Annotated in this window: 17 protein-coding genes; 2 read left to right on the top strand and 15 right to left on the bottom strand. The window is 67.3% G+C overall.

What is annotated here, in order from left to right; genetic code table 11:
* Nucleotides 1-56 precede the first annotated feature (56 nt).
* Nucleotides 57-794 carry an alpha/beta fold hydrolase gene (locus tag AC1HIL_RS14115; RefSeq protein WP_261210486.1) on the top strand — a complete coding sequence of 246 codons (738 nt, stop codon included), beginning with the start codon at nt 57-59 and terminating at the stop codon, nt 792-794.
* 62 nt (nt 795-856) lie between these two features.
* On the opposite strand, the gene AC1HIL_RS14120 is transcribed toward AC1HIL_RS14115, so the two are convergent.
* The 10 genes from AC1HIL_RS14120 to AC1HIL_RS14165 all read right to left on the bottom strand — a co-directional run bounded on the left by AC1HIL_RS14120 (nt 857) and on the right by AC1HIL_RS14165 (nt 8,044).
* A complete protein-coding gene (locus AC1HIL_RS14120) occupies nt 857-1,474 on the bottom strand; it encodes a 3'-5' exonuclease (protein ID WP_479672043.1) in 618 nt (205 codons plus the stop codon).
* On the bottom strand, nt 1,471-1,935 hold the full coding sequence (locus AC1HIL_RS14125; RefSeq protein ID WP_479672044.1) for a TfoX/Sxy family protein: 465 nt from the start codon (nt 1,933-1,935) through the stop codon (nt 1,471-1,473). The genes AC1HIL_RS14120 and AC1HIL_RS14125 overlap by 4 nt, the downstream gene beginning before the upstream one ends.
* Nucleotides 1,936-1,940: 5 nt before the next feature.
* Nucleotides 1,941-2,330, bottom strand: coding sequence for a VOC family protein (locus AC1HIL_RS14130; RefSeq protein WP_261210488.1), 390 nt, complete (start codon nt 2,328-2,330; stop codon nt 1,941-1,943).
* A 23-nt stretch (nt 2,331-2,353) separates the two neighbouring features.
* Entirely contained in the window at nt 2,354-2,848 is a 495-nt protein-coding gene (locus tag AC1HIL_RS14135) for a GNAT family N-acetyltransferase (RefSeq protein WP_093343159.1), read from the bottom strand.
* Nucleotides 2,849-2,858: 10 nt separating this feature from the next.
* Nucleotides 2,859-3,734 carry an S-formylglutathione hydrolase gene (gene fghA, locus AC1HIL_RS14140; RefSeq protein WP_057594525.1) on the bottom strand — a complete coding sequence of 292 codons (876 nt, stop codon included), beginning with the start codon at nt 3,732-3,734 and terminating at the stop codon, nt 2,859-2,861.
* Nucleotides 3,731-4,639 carry an alpha/beta fold hydrolase gene (locus AC1HIL_RS14145; protein ID WP_479672045.1) on the bottom strand — a complete coding sequence of 303 codons (909 nt, stop codon included), beginning with the start codon at nt 4,637-4,639 and terminating at the stop codon, nt 3,731-3,733. Before AC1HIL_RS14145 ends, fghA begins: the two co-directional genes overlap by 4 nt.
* A gap of 17 nt (nt 4,640-4,656) precedes the next feature.
* Complete coding sequence (locus AC1HIL_RS14150; protein ID WP_057594524.1) at nt 4,657-5,763, bottom strand: S-(hydroxymethyl)glutathione dehydrogenase/class III alcohol dehydrogenase; 1,107 nt, start codon at nt 5,761-5,763, stop codon at nt 4,657-4,659.
* 72 nt (nt 5,764-5,835) lie between these two features.
* Nucleotides 5,836-6,486 (bottom strand): glutathione S-transferase family protein, encoded by a 651-nt coding sequence (locus AC1HIL_RS14155; RefSeq protein ID WP_479672046.1) that lies wholly within the window; start codon nt 6,484-6,486, stop codon nt 5,836-5,838.
* Nucleotides 6,483-7,346 (bottom strand): aromatic ring-hydroxylating dioxygenase subunit alpha, encoded by an 864-nt coding sequence (locus tag AC1HIL_RS14160; RefSeq protein WP_479672047.1) that lies wholly within the window; start codon nt 7,344-7,346, stop codon nt 6,483-6,485. The genes AC1HIL_RS14155 and AC1HIL_RS14160 overlap by 4 nt, the downstream gene beginning before the upstream one ends.
* A gap of 14 nt (nt 7,347-7,360) precedes the next feature.
* On the bottom strand, nt 7,361-8,044 hold the full coding sequence (locus AC1HIL_RS14165; protein ID WP_479672048.1) for a Rieske 2Fe-2S domain-containing protein: 684 nt from the start codon (nt 8,042-8,044) through the stop codon (nt 7,361-7,363).
* A gap of 76 nt (nt 8,045-8,120) precedes the next feature.
* On the opposite strand from AC1HIL_RS14165, the gene aroQ reads away from it, so the two are divergent.
* Nucleotides 8,121-8,561, top strand: coding sequence for a type II 3-dehydroquinate dehydratase (gene aroQ, locus AC1HIL_RS14170; protein WP_479672049.1), 441 nt, complete (start codon nt 8,121-8,123; stop codon nt 8,559-8,561).
* Between the two features lie 12 nt (nt 8,562-8,573).
* Here aroQ and AC1HIL_RS14175 read toward each other — a convergent pair whose 3' ends face one another.
* The 5 genes from AC1HIL_RS14175 to dnaK all read right to left on the bottom strand — a co-directional run bounded on the left by AC1HIL_RS14175 (nt 8,574) and on the right by dnaK (nt 17,302).
* Entirely contained in the window at nt 8,574-10,148 is a 1,575-nt protein-coding gene (locus tag AC1HIL_RS14175) for a SpoVR family protein (protein WP_057594518.1), read from the bottom strand.
* Nucleotides 10,145-11,437: a YeaH/YhbH family protein gene (locus AC1HIL_RS14180; protein ID WP_057594517.1), complete on the bottom strand. Its 1,293-nt coding sequence runs from the start codon at nt 11,435-11,437 to the stop codon at nt 10,145-10,147. The genes AC1HIL_RS14175 and AC1HIL_RS14180 overlap by 4 nt, the downstream gene beginning before the upstream one ends.
* Before the next feature lie 60 nt (nt 11,438-11,497).
* Complete coding sequence (locus AC1HIL_RS14185; protein ID WP_057594516.1) at nt 11,498-13,420, bottom strand: PrkA family serine protein kinase; 1,923 nt, start codon at nt 13,418-13,420, stop codon at nt 11,498-11,500.
* A gap of 676 nt (nt 13,421-14,096) precedes the next feature.
* Complete coding sequence (gene dnaJ, locus AC1HIL_RS14190) at nt 14,097-15,236, bottom strand: molecular chaperone DnaJ (RefSeq protein WP_057594515.1); 1,140 nt, start codon at nt 15,234-15,236, stop codon at nt 14,097-14,099.
* Nucleotides 15,237-15,358: 122 nt separating this feature from the next.
* On the bottom strand, nt 15,359-17,302 hold the full coding sequence (gene dnaK, locus AC1HIL_RS14195; RefSeq protein ID WP_057594514.1) for a molecular chaperone DnaK: 1,944 nt from the start codon (nt 17,300-17,302) through the stop codon (nt 15,359-15,361).
* Nucleotides 17,303-17,423 lie beyond the last annotated feature (121 nt).

The following is a 17,423-nucleotide window of genomic DNA, read 5'->3' on the forward strand; positions in this document are numbered from 1 at the left end:
TTCCTACAGTCGCTGCGTTCACCGCACGCAACCCCGCACCCATCGAGGAGACCCCCATGTCCGACACCTATGTCCTGATCCACGGCGCCTGGCACACCGGTGCCGAAATGGAGGCCGTCGCGAACGGCCTGCGCGAGGCCGGCCACACCGTGCACTGCCCCACGCTCGCGGGCAACCGGCCCGGCGACGACCGCGCGAAGATCGGCCTGGCCGACGCGATCGATTCGGCGCTGCAGTACATCGAGGAGAAGAATCTCTCGCAGCTGCGGCTCGTGGGCCACAGCTATGGCGGCATGGTGATCACGGGCGTGGCCGACCGCCTCGCGCAGCAGCCCGGCAGGATCGCGCGGCTGGTCTACGTGAACGCCTTCGTGCCGCAGCCCGGCGAGTCGCTCAACGACATGGTGCCGCCGCATTACGTGGCGCTGTTCGACGCGGTGGCGGCCGCAAACAATCAGGCCGTGACCTTGCCGTTCGAGATCTGGCGCGATGCCTTCATCAACGACGCCGACATGGCGCTCGCGCGCTCGGCCTACGAGCAGCTCAACCCGCACCCGTACCGCACCTTCACCGACAAGATCGTGCTGAGCCAGCCGATGGCCGCGCTGCAGGTGGGCAAGTCCTACGTCAACTGCCAGCAGGACATCGCGCTGCCGCACAGCCTGCCGTGGCATCCGCGGCTGTCGGAGCGGCTGGGCCTCTTCAGGCTGGTCGAATGCCCGGGCAGCCACGAGATGTTCTTCTCGAACCCCAAGCGGCTCGCGCAGGCGATCCTCGAGGCGGGGCGCGACTGAGGCGTAGTGCAAGAACCGTTCGGGCCGAGCCTGTCGAAGCCTCGCGCGGCGCTTCGACAAGCTCAGCGTGAACGGTTGTCCTGCAGCGCGTCGAACACCCGGATCGACGCATAGGCGTCGTTGGCCGCATAGCGCAGCTGCGCCTCGCTGAGCCGGTGGCTGGCCCAGTTCGAGGTCGTGGCCTTGCGCGACTTGGTGAAGCGCTGGCCGAACACCAGCGCCACGGCGGTCTTCACGCCGACCGAGCGGCGGTAGCCGCGGCGGCGGAACTCGTCGTCGATGTCGTAGACCGCGCGCGGCTCCACCTTGAGCTTCTGGCGGATCAGCGAGAGATCGCTCGAGAGGCCGAAGCCCACCTTCCGCAGCGCCTCGGAACCGATCAGCGCGCCCAGCACCTCGTTGCAGTCGCTGCGATGCAGCTGGAACAGCCACGCGGTCTCGCGCGTGGCGAACTGCACCAGGTGCGGGCCGGTCGAGACCTCGTTCTTGGCGAAGGTGGGCTTGGACTCGGTGTCGAAGCCGACCACGCCCGCGGCCAGCAGCGCGGCGGCCGCGCGCTCGGCATCGTCGCGCGTGGCGACCAGCACGATGTCGTTCAGGCCCAGGCCCTCGAAGGGTTCGAGCAGCGCGATCTCCTCGCGTTCGGGCAGCGGGGGCAGGGGTGTGCGGGTCGTGTTCAACGGGGAGCCGCCTTCCGGACCTTCTTTGCCGGGACGGTCTTCTTCGCGGCGGCTTTCTTCGCCGCCACCTTCCTGGCGGGCGCCTTCTTCGCCGCCGCCTTCTTCGCGGCGGCCGCCTTGCGCGCCGCCTTCGGCACCGTGCCCGAGCGCAGCGCGGCCTCGAAGGCGCGCCGGCCCCACAGGGCGGCTTCCTCGCGGTCCTCGAACAGCTCGGGCGGCGCCTCGCGGTAGGACATCGGCATCTGCTTGCCCTGGCGCTCGTAGATGAAGGGCGGCAGGTTCAGCCGGTCGAAATGCATGGCGCTTTCAGCGTCGGACTTCAGGTAGAGCGTGTCGCGTATCACCAGCGCGAACATGCGGCCCTCGTGGTAGATGCCGAAGCCGCTGAACATGCGGCGGATGTCGATGCGGCCGAAGCGCTCGAAGGTCTCGTGCAGGCTGTCGGCGAAGGCGTTCTTCATGGTGTTCAGGCCGTGATCTCGATGCGGTTGCCGTCGGGGTCGAGCACCACGCTCTCGTAGTAGCCGTCGCCGGTGCGGCGCGGGCCGTCGAGCAGCGGGTAGCCGTCGGCCTGCAGCCGGCGGCTCAGCGCGTCGACCGCTTCCTCGGAGCCCACGCTGATCGCGAGATGGGTCCAGCCCATGCGCTGGGCGCCGGGCTCGGCCGTCACCGGAGAGAGCGTGCTGGTGGTCATGGCCTCGATGCGGGCGCCGTCGCCCAGGCTCAGGAAGCAGGAGGCGAAACCCTTCGCGGGATTGACGTAGCCCTCGCCCGCGGCGGCGCCGAAATAGTCGACGTAGAAGCGCTTGCAGCGTTCGAGGTCGGTGGTCCAGAGGGCGATGTGGTCGATGCGCATGGTGGGGGAGATGGCAGGTGGTTTCAGGCCTTGCGCCAGGGCGCGCGCGCCGGGTACCAGTGGTAGCTGATGCGTTCGCGCCCGCTGGTCGGATGGCGGTCGACCGTGCCGCGCGCGAGGCCGTAACGTTCGTAGAAGCGCTGGGCCGCGGTGTTGGTGAGCGCCACGTGCAGCCGCCAGCCGGTGGGCATGCGCACGCAGGCCTCGTCGAGCAGCGCCTGGCCCAGGCCCTGGTTGCGCAGGTGCGGATCGACGAACAGCTGCGCCACGTACTCGCGCCGGTCGTGCAGCACCATGAAGGCCAGTGCCTGCGCGTCGCGCTCGGCGATCACCACCTCGGCCGGCGCCACGAACTCGGTGCGCACGCGCTGCAGCCAGTGGGCGATCGGTTCGATCACGGGCGTGCCCGGATGCGAGGCCGCCCAGGCCCGGCGCCAGATGCCGGCGAGCACCATGTTCTCCTCCGCCGCGCCATCGCGCAGTCGCAGGTGGAAGGCGGGCGTCTGGGCGTCGGACATGGCCGTTCGTTCAGCCGCGCAGCACCTGCGCGTGGTGCGCCAGGTGGTCGGCCATGAAGCTCTGGATGAAGTAGTAGCCGTGGTCGTAGCCCGCGTGGCGCCGCAGCGTGAGCGGCTGGCCGGCGGCGAAGCAGGCGGCCTCGAAGGCCTCGGGATGCAGCTGCTCGGCGAGGAATTTGTCGGCCAGGCCCTGGTCGACCAGGATGCCGTGCGGATAGGGCGCCGCGACCTGCGACTGCATCAGCGCGCTGGCATCGTGCGCGAGCCAGGCCGCGCGGTCGTCGCCGGGTTCGCCGAGGTAGCCGCGCAGCGCCTTGTCGCCCCAGGGGCACTGGGTGGGCGCGCAGATCGGCGCGAAGGCCGACAGCGAGAGGAAGCGCCCCGGATGGCGCAGCGCCAGCGTGAGCGCGCCGTGGCCGCCCATCGAGTGGCCGAAGATGCCCAGGCGCGCGGTGTCGATCGCGAACTGGCGGCCCACCAGCGGCAGCAGCTCCTGCACGATCCAGCTCTCCATGCGCCAGTGGGCGGCCCAGGGCGCCTCGGTGGCGTCGAGGTAGAAGCCGGCTCCGATGCCGAAGTCCCAGCTCGCGCTGGCGCCCGGCAGCGCTTCCACGGCCGCGCCGCGCGGGCTGGTGTCGGGCGCGATCAGCGCGAGGCCGAGGCTGGCGGCCATGCGCTGCGCGCCGGCCTTGATCGCGAAGGTCTCCTCGTTGCAGGTCAGGCCCGCGAGGTACAGCAGCGCCGGCACGCGCTCGTTCGCGGCCTGCGGCGGCAGGTAGACCGAGAAGCGCATCGGCAGGCCGATCTCGTGCGAGGCCTGTTCGTAGAAGCCCTGCACGCCGCCGAAGCAGTGGTGCTCGGACAGGGTCTTGAGCAGATCGGTCATGCGGCGCCCCGCACCAGTTCGAGCACCGCGTCGGCGAAGGCGCGCGGCGCCTCCTGCGGCAGGTTGTGGCCCGCACCCGGCACCAGCCGGTGCGAGCGCGGTCCGCTGAAGCGCGGCGCATGCGCCGATGCGTCGGCCGGCGGTCGCACGCCGTCGTCGATGCCGTCGAAGGTGATCGCGGGCACGCGGATGACCGGCTGCGCGGCCAGTTGGCGATCGATGTCGGCATAGGCCGGATCGCCCGCCACCAGGCCGAAGCGGTGGCGGTACGAATGGATCACCACCTCCACGAAGTCGGGATGGTCGAAGGCCGCGGCGCTGCGCTCGAAGGTGGCGTCGTCGAAGCGCCAGGTCGGCGACCACAGCTTCCACAGCAGCTTCGCGATGGCCTTGCGGTCCTTCCGCAGGCCGGCGCGGCCGCGCTCGCTGTGGAAGTAGTACTGGTACCAGAGGCTGTGCTCGTTCTCGGGCGTGTCGGGCTCCATCGCCTTGGCGATGTTCTGGATGTTGTAGCTGTTCAGCGATACCAGCCCCGCGCAGCGCTCGGGCCACAGGGCCGCCACCACGCAGGCGGCGCGGCCGCCCCAGTCGTAGCCGGCGAGCACGGCGCGCTCGATCTCGAGCGCATCGAGCAGCGCCAGCAGGTCGGCGCCGAAGGCCGCCTGTTCGCCCGAGCGCGGCGTGTCGGCGCTCAGGAAGCGCGTGCCGCCATAGCCGCGCATGTACGGCACGATGGTGCGACAGCCCTGCGCGGCCAGGATCGGCGCGACTTCGGCGTAGGTGTGAATGTCGTAGGGGAAGCCGTGCATCAGCAGCACGGGCGGTCCGTCGGCCGGGCCGCTCTCGTGGTAGGCGACCTCGAGCACGCCGGCTTCGATGCGGCGCAGGGGCTCCATGCGTTCCATGGTCGGCACCCGCGGCGTCAGTAGAGCACCACGCCGCGGATCGACTCGCCGCGCTTCATGAGGTCGAAGCCGTCGTTGATCTTCTCGAGCGGCATGGTGTGCGTGATCAGGTCGTCGATGTTGATCTTGCCTTCCATGTACCAGTCGACGATCTTCGGCACGTCGGTGCGGCCGCGCGCGCCGCCGAAGGCCGAGCCTTCCCACTTGCGGCCGGTGACCAGCTGGAACGGGCGGGTGCTGATCTCGGCGCCGGCCTCGGCCACGCCGATGATGATGCTGCGGCCCCAGCCCTTGTGCGTGCACTCGAGCGCCTGGCGCATCACCTTGGTGTTGCCGATGCACTCGAAGCTGTAGTCGGCGCCGCCGTCGGTCAGCTGCACGATGGCGTCGACCACGTTCTCGGTGTCCTTCGGGTTGATGAAGTGCGTCATGCCGAACTTGCGCGCCATGGCTTCGCGCTCGGGGTTCAGGTCGACGCCGATGATCTTGTCGGCGCCCACCATCTTCGCGCCCTGGATCACGTTCAGGCCGATGCCGCCGAGGCCGAACACCACCACGTTGGCGCCGGCTTCCACCTTGGCCGTGAAGATCACCGCGCCGATGCCGGTGGTGACGCCGCAGCCGATGTAGCAGACCTTGTCGAAGGGCGCGTCCTCGCGGATCTTGGCCAGCGAGATCTCGGGCGCGACCGTGTAGTTGCTGAAGGTGGAGGTGCCCATGTAGTGGGCGATGGGCTTGCCGTCGAGGCTGAAGCGGCTGGTGCCGTCGGGCATCAGGCCCTTGCCCTGGGTGCCGCGGATCAGCTGGCACAGGTTGGTCTTGCGCGACAGGCAGAACTTGCACTGGCGGCATTCGGGCGTGTAGAGCGGAATGACGTGGTCGCCCTTCTTGAGCGTGGTGACGCCGGGGCCGACGTCGACCACGATGCCCGCGCCTTCATGGCCGAGGATGGCGGGGAAGATGCCTTCGGGGTCGGCGCCCGAGAGGGTGTAGTAGTCGGTGTGGCAGATGCCGGTGGCCTTGATCTCGACGAGCACTTCGCCGAACCGGGGGCCGTCGAGGTCCACGGTTTCGATGGTCAGGGGGGCTCCGGATTTCCAGGCGACGGCGGCTTTGGTTTTCATGGCGGGTTCGGGGGAAAGGGGGGAGGAGGGAAGGAATGGGGGCCGGCAGGCGGCGCGAAGCCCCAAGGATACTCAGGCGGGGCCAGCGGGGAAGATACCCGACATGCCGATGAACCCGGGCAGATGTCGGAAATCCCAGACCCAGTGCCGCAGGGCGGGATATTCGTCGAGCGAAATGCCGCCTTCGCCGGCCAGCGCCACGTAGGGGAAGCAGGCCAGGTCGGCGATCGTCGGCTCGGCCGCCGCGGCCAGCCAGCGCAGGCCGGCGCTCGCCTGCTCGGCCAGGTGGTCGTCGAGCACGCGGAACACGGCGCGCGCACCGGCGCGGCAGGCCTCGATGTCGAGGTGGCGGTAGCCCAGCGCGTCGTGCAGCCGCGCGGCCGAGGCGGTGCGCGTGATCTCGTCGGCCGTGGCGAGCCACATCGCGACCTGGCCGCGCAGCTTCGGATCGTCGGGGTACCAGCGCCGCTGGGCGTCGTGGCGGCTCGCGAGGTAGACCAGGATCGCCTGCGCATCGCGCAGCACGAAGCCCTCGTCCTCGATCACCGGGATCTGGCCGAGCGGGTTGAGCTGCGCGAGGAACGCGGCCGACTTGTGCGCGCGCCCGGGGTAGAAGTCGACCGGCACGGCCTCGTAGGGAACGGCCAGCCAGGCCAGCAGCTGCCGCACCTTGAAGCAGTTGCCCGAGAGCGGATAGTCGTGGAGCCTGAGCAGCGTCGTCATGCGGCGGCCCTCGTGCCGAAGCGCATGCCGCGCTCGCGCAGCCAGCGGCGGTAGGTGACGGAGGTGGTGTCGCCGCGCGTCGGCGTCTCGGCGCGGCCTTCGAGCGGCATGCGCTTGAAGGCATGGTTCTCGAGGATCGGCTTGTCCTGGCCGAAGATCGTGTGCTGGAACGCGATGAGCTCGGCGTCGCTCGACACATCGTCGAAGTAGGCGAGCACCGTGTGGGCGATCACGTGCTCGTCGTCGAGCGGCTGCAGGAACAGGCCGATCGCGTCCTGCGCCTCGGGCCGCAGGCTCGACTTGTAGAGCATGGCCGAGAAGGGCTGCATCACGCGGTAGGTGTAGCGCACGTCGGCACCGCTGTCGTGCGCGGCCGAGGCGCGCGGCTGCCAGAAGCGGCAGTCGGTGGCCCAGATCTCGCCGGTGGCGGGCTCGATCGCCACCTCGTACCGGGCGACCTCGGTGTGCGGCACCTTGCCGAGGTAGTCGGCGTGCACGAAGGGAAAGTGCGCCATGTCGAGGAAGTTCTCGATCACGCGCAGCCCCGACACCGCGACGCCGATGCCGCCGCAGTCGACGAGGCGGCGCCCGGGCTCGGTGTACTCCGGAAACTCGAACAGCGGGCGCGCGGGCCGGCCGCTGGGGCAGACCCAGAGGTAGCCGTGGCGCGACTGCACGGAAAGCGGCTGCGTGCCGAGCCGGCATTGCGGCGTGCCGCCGGCCTCGGCCCACAGCGAGAGCGTGGCGCCGAGCAGGCAGGTGCCGTAGGGCTGCCGCTGCGAGCGGCCGGCGAGCGCGCTCGCGGAGCCGACGACCAGCCAGTCGTCGAGCATGTTGGGATCGTCGGTGACGAAGGGCATGGTGCGTCCTTCCTTCAGGCGTCGGGTGGTTCGATGTCGCCGCGCAGGGTTCGCGCGGCCGCGTGCAGGGCTTTCATCGCGTCGGAGCCCGGAGCAGCCTCGGTCCACAGGTGGACGAAGGCCAGCTGCGGCTGCGCATCGAGCAGCAGCGCGACGGCCGGTATGCCGCCGAGTGTGCCGCGCCATGCGTCCGCGGCGGTGCCAGCCGCGAAGCCATGGCGTGCGAGCGCCTCGCGCACCGGCCGCGCGCCGGCACGCAGCGTCAGCGTGCGGCAGAAATGCCAGCCGGCCGGCACGGCATCGGCCAGTGCCTGCGGAGCGGGCGTTGCCGCGTCACCCTCGTGCGCCAGGTTCACCCACACCATGCCCGCCGCCTCGACCGCGCCGAACACCTTGGCGCAGACGCCGCGCGGCGCCGGCATCGCCGGATGGGCGGGAATGCCGACGCACTGCCCGTTGCCCGCGGCGTACTGCCAGCCGTGGTAGGCGCAGGCGAGCCGGTTCTCGATCACCTGGCCGAGCGTGAGGCGCACGCTGCGGTGCGGGCAGCGGTTCTCCCAGGCCTGGGCCGCGCCATCGGCCGAACGCCAGAGCGCGAGTTCCTTGCCCTGGGCGAAGCCGGCGACGATGTTGGCGCCGGGGCGCAGCCCGGCGGAAGGGGCGACTGGGTGCCAGGGGAAAGCGGCGGAATTCGTCATCGGGTTCTCCGTGGGGCAGGGCAGGTGCCAGACCATAATGGCGGCCCGTCCGACGCGTGCTGCCAGCCGATTCATCATGAAGAAAATCCTCGTCCTCAACGGCCCCAACCTCAACCTTCTGGGCACGCGCGAGCCCGAACAGTATGGCCGCGACACGCTGGCCGATGTGGAACGCCTGTGCGTCGAAACGGGCGCGAAGCTCGGCGTGGAGATCGAATGCCGCCAGACCAACCACGAAGGCGTGCTGGTCGACTGGATCCAGGAAGCGGGCCGCGAAGTGGCGGCCGGCACCATGCTCGGCGTGGTGATGAACCCGGGCGCCTACACCCACACCTCGATCGCGCTGCACGACGCCATCAAGGGCGCGAGCGTGCCGCTGATCGAGCTGCACATTTCGAACGTGCATGCGCGCGAGGAATTCCGCCACCGCTCGTACATCTCGCCGGCGGCGCGAGGGATCATCGTGGGGCTGGGCGTGAAGGGCTACACGCTGGCGATCGCCGCGCTCGTGCCCTGACCTGCGCCTCGGCTAGTACAGCGCCCGCGGCGCCGACGCCTTCCAGCTGCGGCTGATGCGGCCCTGCGCATCGACGCTCTCGAGGTGCACGTCGAAGCCCCACAGCCGCGCCACGTGCTTGAGCACCTCCTCGGCATCGTCGTGCAGCGGCAGGCTGTTGCGCTGGGTGTGGCGCAGCGTCAGCGAGCGGTCGCCGCGCATGTTGACGTTCCAGACCTGGATGTCGGGCTCGCGGCTGCCGAGGTCGTATTGGCGCGACAGCGATTCGCGCAGCGCCTGGTAGCCGCTGTCGTCGTGGATCGCCGAGACCTCGAGCTCGGATTCGCTCTGATGGTCGCGGATCGCGAACAGGCGGAAGTCGCGCATGGTCTTCGGGCTCAGGAACTGGCCCACGAAGCTCTCGTCCTTGAAGTTGCGCATCGCGTAGTCGAGCGTGGCCACCCAGTCGCTGCCCGCGAAATCGGGGAACCAGCGTCGGTCTTCGTCGGTGGGCTTCTCGCAGATGCGGCGCAGCTCGGTGTACATCGCGAAGCCGAGCGCATAGGGGTTGATGCCGCTGTAGGCGCGGTGGCCCACCGGCGGCTGGAAGATCACGCCGGTGTGCGAGCTCAGCCACTCCATCATGAAGCCGTCGTCGAGCTGGCCGCGGTCGTACATGGTGTTGAGCAGCGTGTAGTGCCAGAAGGTGGCCCAGCCCTCGTTCATGACCTGGGTCTGGCGCTGCGGATAGAAGTACTGCGCGATCTTGCGCACGATGCGCACCACCTCGCGCTGCCAGGGCTCGAGCAGCGCGGCGTTCTTCTCGATGAAGTAGAGCAGGTTCTCCTGCGGCTCGAGCGGAAAGCGCGGCGCCGATTCCGAGCCGGCGTTCTGCTCGCTGCGCCGCGGCAGCGTGCGCCAGAGGTCGTTGACCTGCTGCTGCATGTGGCGCTCGCGCTCGGCGCGCTGGGCGCTCTCCTGCGCCAGCGAGCGCTTCTGCGGCCGGCGGTAGCGGTCCACGCCGTAGTTCATCAGCGCGTGGCAGGAGTCGAGCAGCTTCTCGACCTCGTCCACGCCATGGCGCTCCTCGCATTCGGCGATGTAGTGCCGCGCGTAGACCAGGTAGTCGATGATCGAGGACGCATCGGTCCACATGCGGAACAGGTAGTTGCCCTTGAAGAAGCTGTTGTGGCCATAGGCCGCGTGCGCGATCACCAGGGCCTGCATGGCCATGGTGTTCTCTTCCATCAGGTAGGCGATGCAGGGATCGGAGTTGATCACGATCTCGTAGGCCAGCCCCATGTGGCCGCGGCGGTAGTTCTTCTCGGTGGCGATGAACTGCTTGCCGTACGACCAGTGCCTGTAGATCATCGGCATGCCCACGCTGGCGTAGGCATCCATCATCTGCTCGGCCGTGATGATCTCGAGCTGGTTCGGGTAGACGTCGAGGCCGTAGCCGCGCGCGGTGCGCGCGATCTCGGTGTGGTAGCGCTCGATCAGGTCGAAGGTCCAGTCAGAGGGACTGGGCAGCCGCTCGAGCTTGCCTTGCGGGATGGTGGCGGCGGTCGGCAGCGGCGGTGCCGAAGGAGGGCGGTCGGCGGGGGTCATGCGCTGGCTCCTTCCTTCTTGAACAGGTCGCGGAACACGGGGTAGATGTCGCTCGCCTCGGACACCTTGCGCATCGCGAAGTTGGGCTCGATGCCCTCGAGCTGCGCGTATTCCTGCCACAGGTTCTGCTCGGTCTCGGCCACCTGCACGTAGGCGTAGTAGCGCACCTTCGGCAGGATGTTCTCCTCGAGCAGCTGGCGGCAGCGCCCGCTGTCCTGGTGCCAGTTGTCGCCGTCGCTGGCCTGCGCGCCGTAGATGTTCCATTCGCCGCTGGGGTAGCGCGCGCGCACGATCTCGTCCATCAGCACCAGCGCGCTCGACACCACGGTGCCGCCGGTCTCGGTGGCGTGGAAGAACTCGTCCTCGCTGACCTCCTGCGCCTGCGTGTGATGGCGCAGGAACACCAGGTCGATGGTCTCGTAGTGTCGCGTGAGGAACATGTACAGCAGCATGAAGAAGCGCTTGGCCATGTCCTTGCGCGCCTCGTCCATCGAGCCCGAGACGTCCATCAGGCAGAACATCACGGCCTTGGCGCTGGGCACCGGCGTCTTCACGCGGTTGCGGTAGCGCAGGTCGATCGGATCGATGTAGGGCACGTGGCGCGCGGTGCGGCGCAACTCCTCGATGCGTGCCTCGGTCTCGGCGATCTCGTTCTGGATGAAGGGCTGCGTGGCCTGCGGATGCGCCTTCAGGTGCAGCAGGTGCGCCTCGAGCCGGCGCAGTTCCTTGCGCGGTTCGCCGCCGAGCGCGATGCGCCGGGCCAGCGCGCCGCGCATCGAGCGCACCACGTGCAGGTTGTTGGGCGTGCCGTCGCTGGTGAAGCCCGCGCGGTGGCTCTTCCATTCGGGCACGTCGGCGATCTGCGTGCGGATCAGGTGCGGCAGCGCGAGGTCGTCGAAGAACACGCGCATGAACTCCTCGCGCGTGAGGTGGAACACGAAGTCGTCGTTGCCCTCGCCGCTGTCGCTGGCCTCGCCGCTGCCCGAGCCGCCGCCCTGGCCGCCCTCGGGGCGCTTGATGCGGTCGCCGCGCACGTACTCCTGGTTGCCCGGGTGCACGTACTCGCGGTCGCCGCCGCGCGCATGGCCGAACACCGGCTCCGACACATCGTGGCGCGGCAGCGTCACATCCTCGCCCTGTTCCAGTTCGCGGATGTTGCGGCCGCTCACGGCTCGCCGTACCGCCTCCTGGATCTGGCCGCGGTAGCGCCGGAGAAAGCGCTCGCGGTTGCCGATGGACTTGTTCTTGCCCGAGAGCCGGCGGTCGATGATCTGCTGCAGGATGGCCACGATGGTTTCAAAGCTCCTTGCAAAACGATGGGCGTTGGCGTGCTCCGTTGGCGGTGCGCGCTACGAGCTCTTGCGCACGCGCAGGTACCACTCGCACAGCAGGCGCACCTGCTTGGCGGTGTAGCCCTTTTCGACCATGCGCGTGACGAAGTCCTCGTGCTTCTTCTGCTCGTCGGCGCTGCTCTTGGTGTTGAAGCTGATCACCGGCAGCAGCTCCTCGGTGTTGGAGAACATCTTCTTCTCGATCACCGCGCGCAGCTTCTCGTAGCTGGTCCAGGCGGGGTTGCGGCCGTTGTTGCCGGCCCGCGCGCGCAGCACGAAGTTGACGATCTCGTTGCGGAAGTCCTTCGGGTTGCCGATGCCGGCCGGCCGCTCGATCTTCTCGAGCTCGGCGTTGAGCGAGGCGCGGTCGAAGACCTCGCCGGTGTCCACGTCGCGGAACTCCTGGTCCTGGATCCAGTAGTCGGCGTAGGTCACGTAGCGGTCGAAGATGTTCTGGCCGTACTCGCTGTAGCTCTCGAGGTAGGCGGTCTGGATCTCCTTGCCGATGAACTCGGCATAGCGCGGCGCCAGCAGCTCCTTGATGTAGCTGATGTACTTCTGCTCGACCTCCTGCGGGAACTGCTCGCGCTCGATCTGCTGCTCGAGCACATACATCAGGTGCACCGGGTTGGCGGCCACCTCGGAGCTGTCGAAGTTGAAGACCTTGGAGATGATCTTGAAGGCGAAGCGCGTGGAGACGCCGCTCATGCCCTCGTCGACGCCCGCGTAGTCGCGGTACTCCTGGATCGACTTGGCCTTGGGATCGGTGTCCTTGAGGTTGTCGCCGTCGTAGACCTGCGACTTGCTGAAGATGCTCGAGTTTTCGGGTTCCTTGAGCCGCGTGAGCACCGACAGCTGCGCCATCATGCGCAGGGTTCCGGGTGCGCAGGGCGCCTGGGCCAGCGAGGAGTTGCGCACCAGCTTCTCGTAGATCTTGATCTCCTCGGACACGCGCAGGCAGTAGGGCACCTTGACGATGTAGATCCGGTCGAGGAAAGCCTCGTTGTTCTTGTTGTTGCGGAAAGCCTTCCACTCGCTCTCGTTGCTGTGGGCCAGCACGATGCCATCGAACGGTATCGCGCCGAAACCCTCGGTGCCCTTGAAGTTGCTTTCCTGCGTGGCGGTCAGAAGCGGGTGCAGCACCTTGATCGGCGCCTTGAACATCTCAACGAACTCCAGGAGACCCTGGTTCGCGAGGCACAGGCCGCCCGAATAGGCGTAGGCGTCCGGGTCGTCCTGGGCATAGGTCTCGAGCTTGCGGATGTCGACCTTGCCGACCAGCGAGGAGATGTCCTGGTTGTTCTCGTCGCCGGGCTCGGTCTTGGCCACCGCGATCTGGCGCAGCACCGAGGGGTAGCGCTTCACCACCTTGAACTGGCGGATGTCGCCGCCGTACTCCTCGAGCCGCTTGACGGCCCAGGGCGAGAGGATGCGCTGCAGGTAGCGGCGCGGGATGTTGTATTCCTTCTCGAGGATCTCGCCGTCCTCGGCCGCGTCGAACAGGCCGAGCGGCGATTCGTTCACCGGCGAACCCTGGATCGCGTAGAAGGGCACGTGCTCCATGAGCTGCTTGAGGCGCTCGGCGATCGAGCTCTTGCCGCCGCCGACCGGGCCCAGCAGGTAGAGGATCTGCTTCTTTTCCTCCAGCCCCTGCGCGGCGTGGCGGAAATAGGACACCACCTGCTCGATGGCCTCCTCCATGCCGTAGAACTCCTTGAACGCCGGGTAGATCTTGATGACCTTGTTGGCGAAGATGCGCGAAAGGCGGGAGTCGTTGCGGGTGTCGACCAGTTCGGGGTCGCCGATGGCCTTGAGCATGCGCTCGGAAGCCGTGGCGTAGGCCATCGGATCCCGTTTGCAGAGTTCCAGGTAGTCCTGCAGTGAAAGGACCTCTTCGCGAGTGCGCTCGTAACGCGCTGCAAAGTTGCTGATCACATCCATGGTCACGCCTCCGTCAAGTCAGCGGGCCTTTAAAGCCCGAAATCCTGCAGTCCGAAAGCGTCGCATCTTTTGAAAAAGGTGTGGCCGCCCAGGGCTGCATGCCTTGGAAAACTCCCTTAAACACAATCTGCACAATCAGCATAAAGCAAAGAGTGCACCCGGGAAATAGTTGTTAATTCAGAACCACAGTCACGAGTAAAGTTCAACAAAAAAATCGTGCACGAGTTTGCGAATTCCAGCTAAATTCCCAGGTTCCGCAAACCGGTTCGGGTAAACCAGTCTGCCAGTGAAAATACCTATGGCAATCGACATATGCGTCCTTTGCGTGTTTTAACGGCAAGCACCTCCTATTGAGCCCGTTGACTCAAAAAAACAACGCTGTCCTTCAATAACGCGGCAGCTTCGGTTTGGGTTTATTGCTCATTCAAAAAAAATCTAAAAGCAATCTGCGCGCCATCTTTTGATGAGCGCGGCGCGCGCCGCGGCGTGGGAAAGCGCGCCAGCTGCGAGTCGGAGGGAAGCGGAAGAAGGCGCCGTTGTGGTGCGTGGCACCGAAGGCGTTCGAGGGGCACCGTTCGCGTGCGTGGCCGCAAACAAAAGGCCGCAGGGGGCCTCGAGGCCGTGGCGCACCCCTCGTGCGCCACGGTTCAGCACGGCAGGGCCGTGCGTTTCGTCCTCAGCTGAAGAATTCCTTGGCCTTGTCGAACCAGCCCTTGTCGGTGGGGCTGTGCTTCTCGCCGCCCTTCTTGAGCGACTCGTCGAGTTCCTTCAGCAGCTTGCGCTGGTGCTCGGTGAGCTTGACCGGGGTCTCGACGCGCACGTGGCAGTAGAGGTCGCCCGGGTAGCTCGAGCGCACGCCCTTGATGCCCTTGCCGCGCAGGCGGAACTGCTTGCCGCTCTGCGTGCCGTCGGGAATGTCGATGGCCGCGTTGCCCTTGAGCGTGGGCACGTTGATCTCGCCGCCGAGCGCCGCGGTGGTGACGCTGACCGGCACCACGCAGTGCAGGTCGTCGCCGTCGCGCTCGAACAGCTCGTGCTTCTTGAGCCGGATCTCGATGTAGAGGTCACCGGGCGGCCCGCCGTTGGTGCCGGGCTCGCCGTTGCCGGTGCTGCGGATGCGCATGCCGTCGTCGATGCCGGCCGGGATCTTCACTTCCAGCGTCTTGTTGTTCTTGATCTTGCCCTGGCCATGGCAGGTCGCGCAGGGCTCGGGAATGATCTTGCCGCTGCCGTGGCAGGTCGGGCAGGTCTGCTGCACGCTGAAGAAGCCCTGGCGCATCTGCACCGCGCCCGCGCCGTGGCAGGTGGTGCAGGTGATCGGCTTGGTGCCCGGCTTCGCGCCGGTGCCCTTGCAGGTGCCGCAGTCGTCCCAGCTCGGGATGCGGATCTGGGCTTCCTTGCCCTCGGCCGCTTCCTCGAGCGTGATCTCCATCGCGTAGCTCAGGTCGCTGCCGCGGAACACCTGGCGGCCACCGCCGGCACGGCCGCGGCCACCGCCGCCGAACACGTCGCCGAAGATGTCGCCGAAGGCTTCCGCGAAGCCGCCGAAGCCTTCCGCGCCCGGGCCGCCGCGCATGTTGGGATCGACGCCGGCGTGGCCGTACTGGTCGTAGGCCGCGCGCTTCTGGCCGTCCGACAGCATTTCATAGGCTTCCTTCACCTCCTTGAACTTGGCCTCGGCGTCCTTGCTGGTGTCGCCGTGGTTGCGGTCCGGGTGGTGCTTCATCGCGAGCTTGCGATAAGCCTTCTTGATTTCGTCGTCGCTCGCGTTCTTGGGAACGCCGAGGGTTTCGTAGTAGTCGCGTTTGGTGGCCATGGCAGGTTCGGTCGGGCGGCGGGGCGGTCTTCGGGTCTTCTTCTGGAAACGGGGATCGATCGAAGCGAGAAAGGCTGGAGCACCCTTTCAGGTGTTCCAGCCCCGTTCGACCGAGCGGACGCTCAGTCCTTCTTCTTGACTTCCTTGACCTCGGCGTCGACCACGTTGTCGTCGGCCGGGGCGCTGCTCGCAGCTTCCGCGCCAGCCGAGGCACCCGGGCCGCCGGCGGCACCGGCCGCGGCCTGCGCGTCGGCGTACATCTTCTCGCCGAGCTTCTGGCTCGCGGTCATCAGCGTGTTGGTCTTCTCTTCGATCGCGGCCTTGTCCTCGCCCTTGACCACGTCCTCGAGTTCCTTGATCGCGGTCTCGATCTTTTCCTTCTCGCCGGCGTCCAGGCTGTCGCCGTGCTCGCCCAGCGACTTGCGCACGCTGTGGACCATGGCTTCGCCCTGGTTGCGGGCCTGCACCAGCTCGACCTTCTTCTTGTCCTCGGCCGCGTTGAGCTCGGCGTCCTTCACCATGTTCTGGATCTCGTCCTCCGACAGGCCCGAGTTCGCCTTGATGGTGATCTTGTTTTCCTTGCCGGTGCCCTTGTCCTTGGCGCCGACGTGCAGGATGCCGTTGGCGTCGATGTCGAAGCTCACCTCGATCTGCGGCGTGCCGCGCGATGCCGGCGGGATGCCCTCGAGGTTGAACTCGCCGAGCAGCTTGTTGCCCGCGGCCACTTCGCGTTCGCCCTGGAACACCTTGATCGTCACGGCCGGCTGGTTGTCCTCGGCGGTCGAGAAGGTCTGGGCGAACTTGGTCGGGATCGTGGTGTTCTTCGTGATCATCTTGGTCATCACGCCACCCATGGTCTCGATGCCCAGCGACAGCGGGGTCACGTCGAGCAGCAGCACGTCCTTGCGGTCGCCCGAGAGCACCTGGCCCTGGATGGCGGCGCCGACGGCCACGGCCTCGTCGGGGTTCACGTCCTTGCGCGGGTCCTTGCCGAAGAAGGCCTTGACCTTGTCCTGCACCTTGGGCATGCGGGTCATGCCGCCGACCAGGATCACGTCGTTGATGTCGCTCACGCTGATGCCGGCATCCTTGATGGCCAGGCGGCAGGGCGCGATGGTGCGCTCGATCAGCTCGTCGACCAGGCTCTCGAGCTTGGCGCGCGTGAGCTTGATGTTCAGGTGCTTCGGACCGGTGGCATCGGCCGTGATGTAGGGCAGGTTGACGTCGGTCTGGGCGCTGTTCGACAGCTCGATCTTGGCCTTCTCTGCGGCTTCCTTCAGGCGCTGCAGCGCGAGCACGTCCTTGCTGAGGTCGACGCCCTGTTCCTTTTTGAACTCGCCGATGATGTAGTCGATGATGCGCTGGTCGAAGTCCTCGCCGCCGAGGAAGGTGTCGCCGTTGGTCGACAGCACTTCGAACTGCTTCTCGCCGTCCACGTCGGCGATCTCGATGATCGAGACGTCGAAGGTGCCGCCGCCGAGGTCGTACACGGCGATCTTGCGGTCGCCCTTGTCCTGCTTGTCGAGGCCGAAGGCCAGCGCCGCGGCGGTGGGTTCGTTGATGATGCGCTTGACGTCGAGGCCCGCGATGCGGCCGGCGTCCTTGGTGGCCTGGCGCTGAGCGTCGTTGAAGTAGGCCGGCACCGTGATCACGGCTTCGGTCACGGCTTCGCCGAGGTAGTCTTCGGCGGTCTTCTTCATCTTGCGCAGGATGTCGGCGCTGACCTGCTGCGGGGCCATCTTCTTGCCGCGCACTTCCACCCATGCGTCGCCGTTGTCGGCCTTGGCGATGGTGTAGGGCATCAGGTCGATGTCCTTCTGCACTTCCTTTTCCTCGAACTTGCGGCCGATCAGGCGCTTGATCGCGTACAGCGTGTTCTTGGGGTTGGTGACGGCCTGGCGCTTGGCCGAGGCACCGACCAGCACTTCACCGTCTTCCTGGTACGCGACGATCGAAGGCGTGGTGCGCGCGCCTTCCGAGTTCTCGATCACGCGCGTGGTGTTGCCTTCCATGATCGACACGCACGAGTTGGTGGTGCCGAGGTCGATGCCGATGATCTTTGCCATGTTCTGTACTCCTGAAACCTGAAAAATATGTTGTTATGAACTTGTGGATAACCCGGGTCTATTCAAGGGAAGAAACGGGGTTTTCCTGTGGAATTCGTGTGGATGGGGAAGGGGGGCGAGG

This window comes from Variovorax sp. ISS6 (assembly GCF_056523145.1).

Coding starts and splice junctions, on each gene's coding strand:
- AC1HIL_RS14115 (WP_261210486.1), top strand. CDS start 57: ATGTCCGACACCTATGTCCTGATCCACGGCGCCTGGCACACCGGTGCC.
- AC1HIL_RS14125 (WP_479672044.1), bottom strand. CDS start 1,935: ATGAAGAACGCCTTCGCCGACAGCCTGCACGAGACCTTCGAGCGCTTC.
- AC1HIL_RS14130 (WP_261210488.1), bottom strand. CDS start 2,330: ATGCGCATCGACCACATCGCCCTCTGGACCACCGACCTCGAACGCTGC.
- AC1HIL_RS14135 (WP_093343159.1), bottom strand. CDS start 2,848: ATGTCCGACGCCCAGACGCCCGCCTTCCACCTGCGACTGCGCGATGGC.
- fghA (WP_057594525.1), bottom strand. CDS start 3,734: ATGACCGATCTGCTCAAGACCCTGTCCGAGCACCACTGCTTCGGCGGC.
- AC1HIL_RS14145 (WP_479672045.1), bottom strand. CDS start 4,639: ATGGAACGCATGGAGCCCCTGCGCCGCATCGAAGCCGGCGTGCTCGAG.
- AC1HIL_RS14150 (WP_057594524.1), bottom strand. CDS start 5,763: ATGAAAACCAAAGCCGCCGTCGCCTGGAAATCCGGAGCCCCCCTGACC.
- AC1HIL_RS14155 (WP_479672046.1), bottom strand. CDS start 6,486: ATGACGACGCTGCTCAGGCTCCACGACTATCCGCTCTCGGGCAACTGC.
- AC1HIL_RS14160 (WP_479672047.1), bottom strand. CDS start 7,346: ATGCCCTTCGTCACCGACGATCCCAACATGCTCGACGACTGGCTGGTC.
- AC1HIL_RS14165 (WP_479672048.1), bottom strand. CDS start 8,044: ATGACGAATTCCGCCGCTTTCCCCTGGCACCCAGTCGCCCCTTCCGCC.
- aroQ (WP_479672049.1), top strand. CDS start 8,121: ATGAAGAAAATCCTCGTCCTCAACGGCCCCAACCTCAACCTTCTGGGC.
- AC1HIL_RS14175 (WP_057594518.1), bottom strand. CDS start 10,148: ATGACCCCCGCCGACCGCCCTCCTTCGGCACCGCCGCTGCCGACCGCC.
- AC1HIL_RS14185 (WP_057594516.1), bottom strand. CDS start 13,420: ATGGATGTGATCAGCAACTTTGCAGCGCGTTACGAGCGCACTCGCGAA.
- dnaJ (WP_057594515.1), bottom strand. CDS start 15,236: ATGGCCACCAAACGCGACTACTACGAAACCCTCGGCGTTCCCAAGAAC.
- dnaK (WP_057594514.1), bottom strand. CDS start 17,302: ATGGCAAAGATCATCGGCATCGACCTCGGCACCACCAACTCGTGCGTG.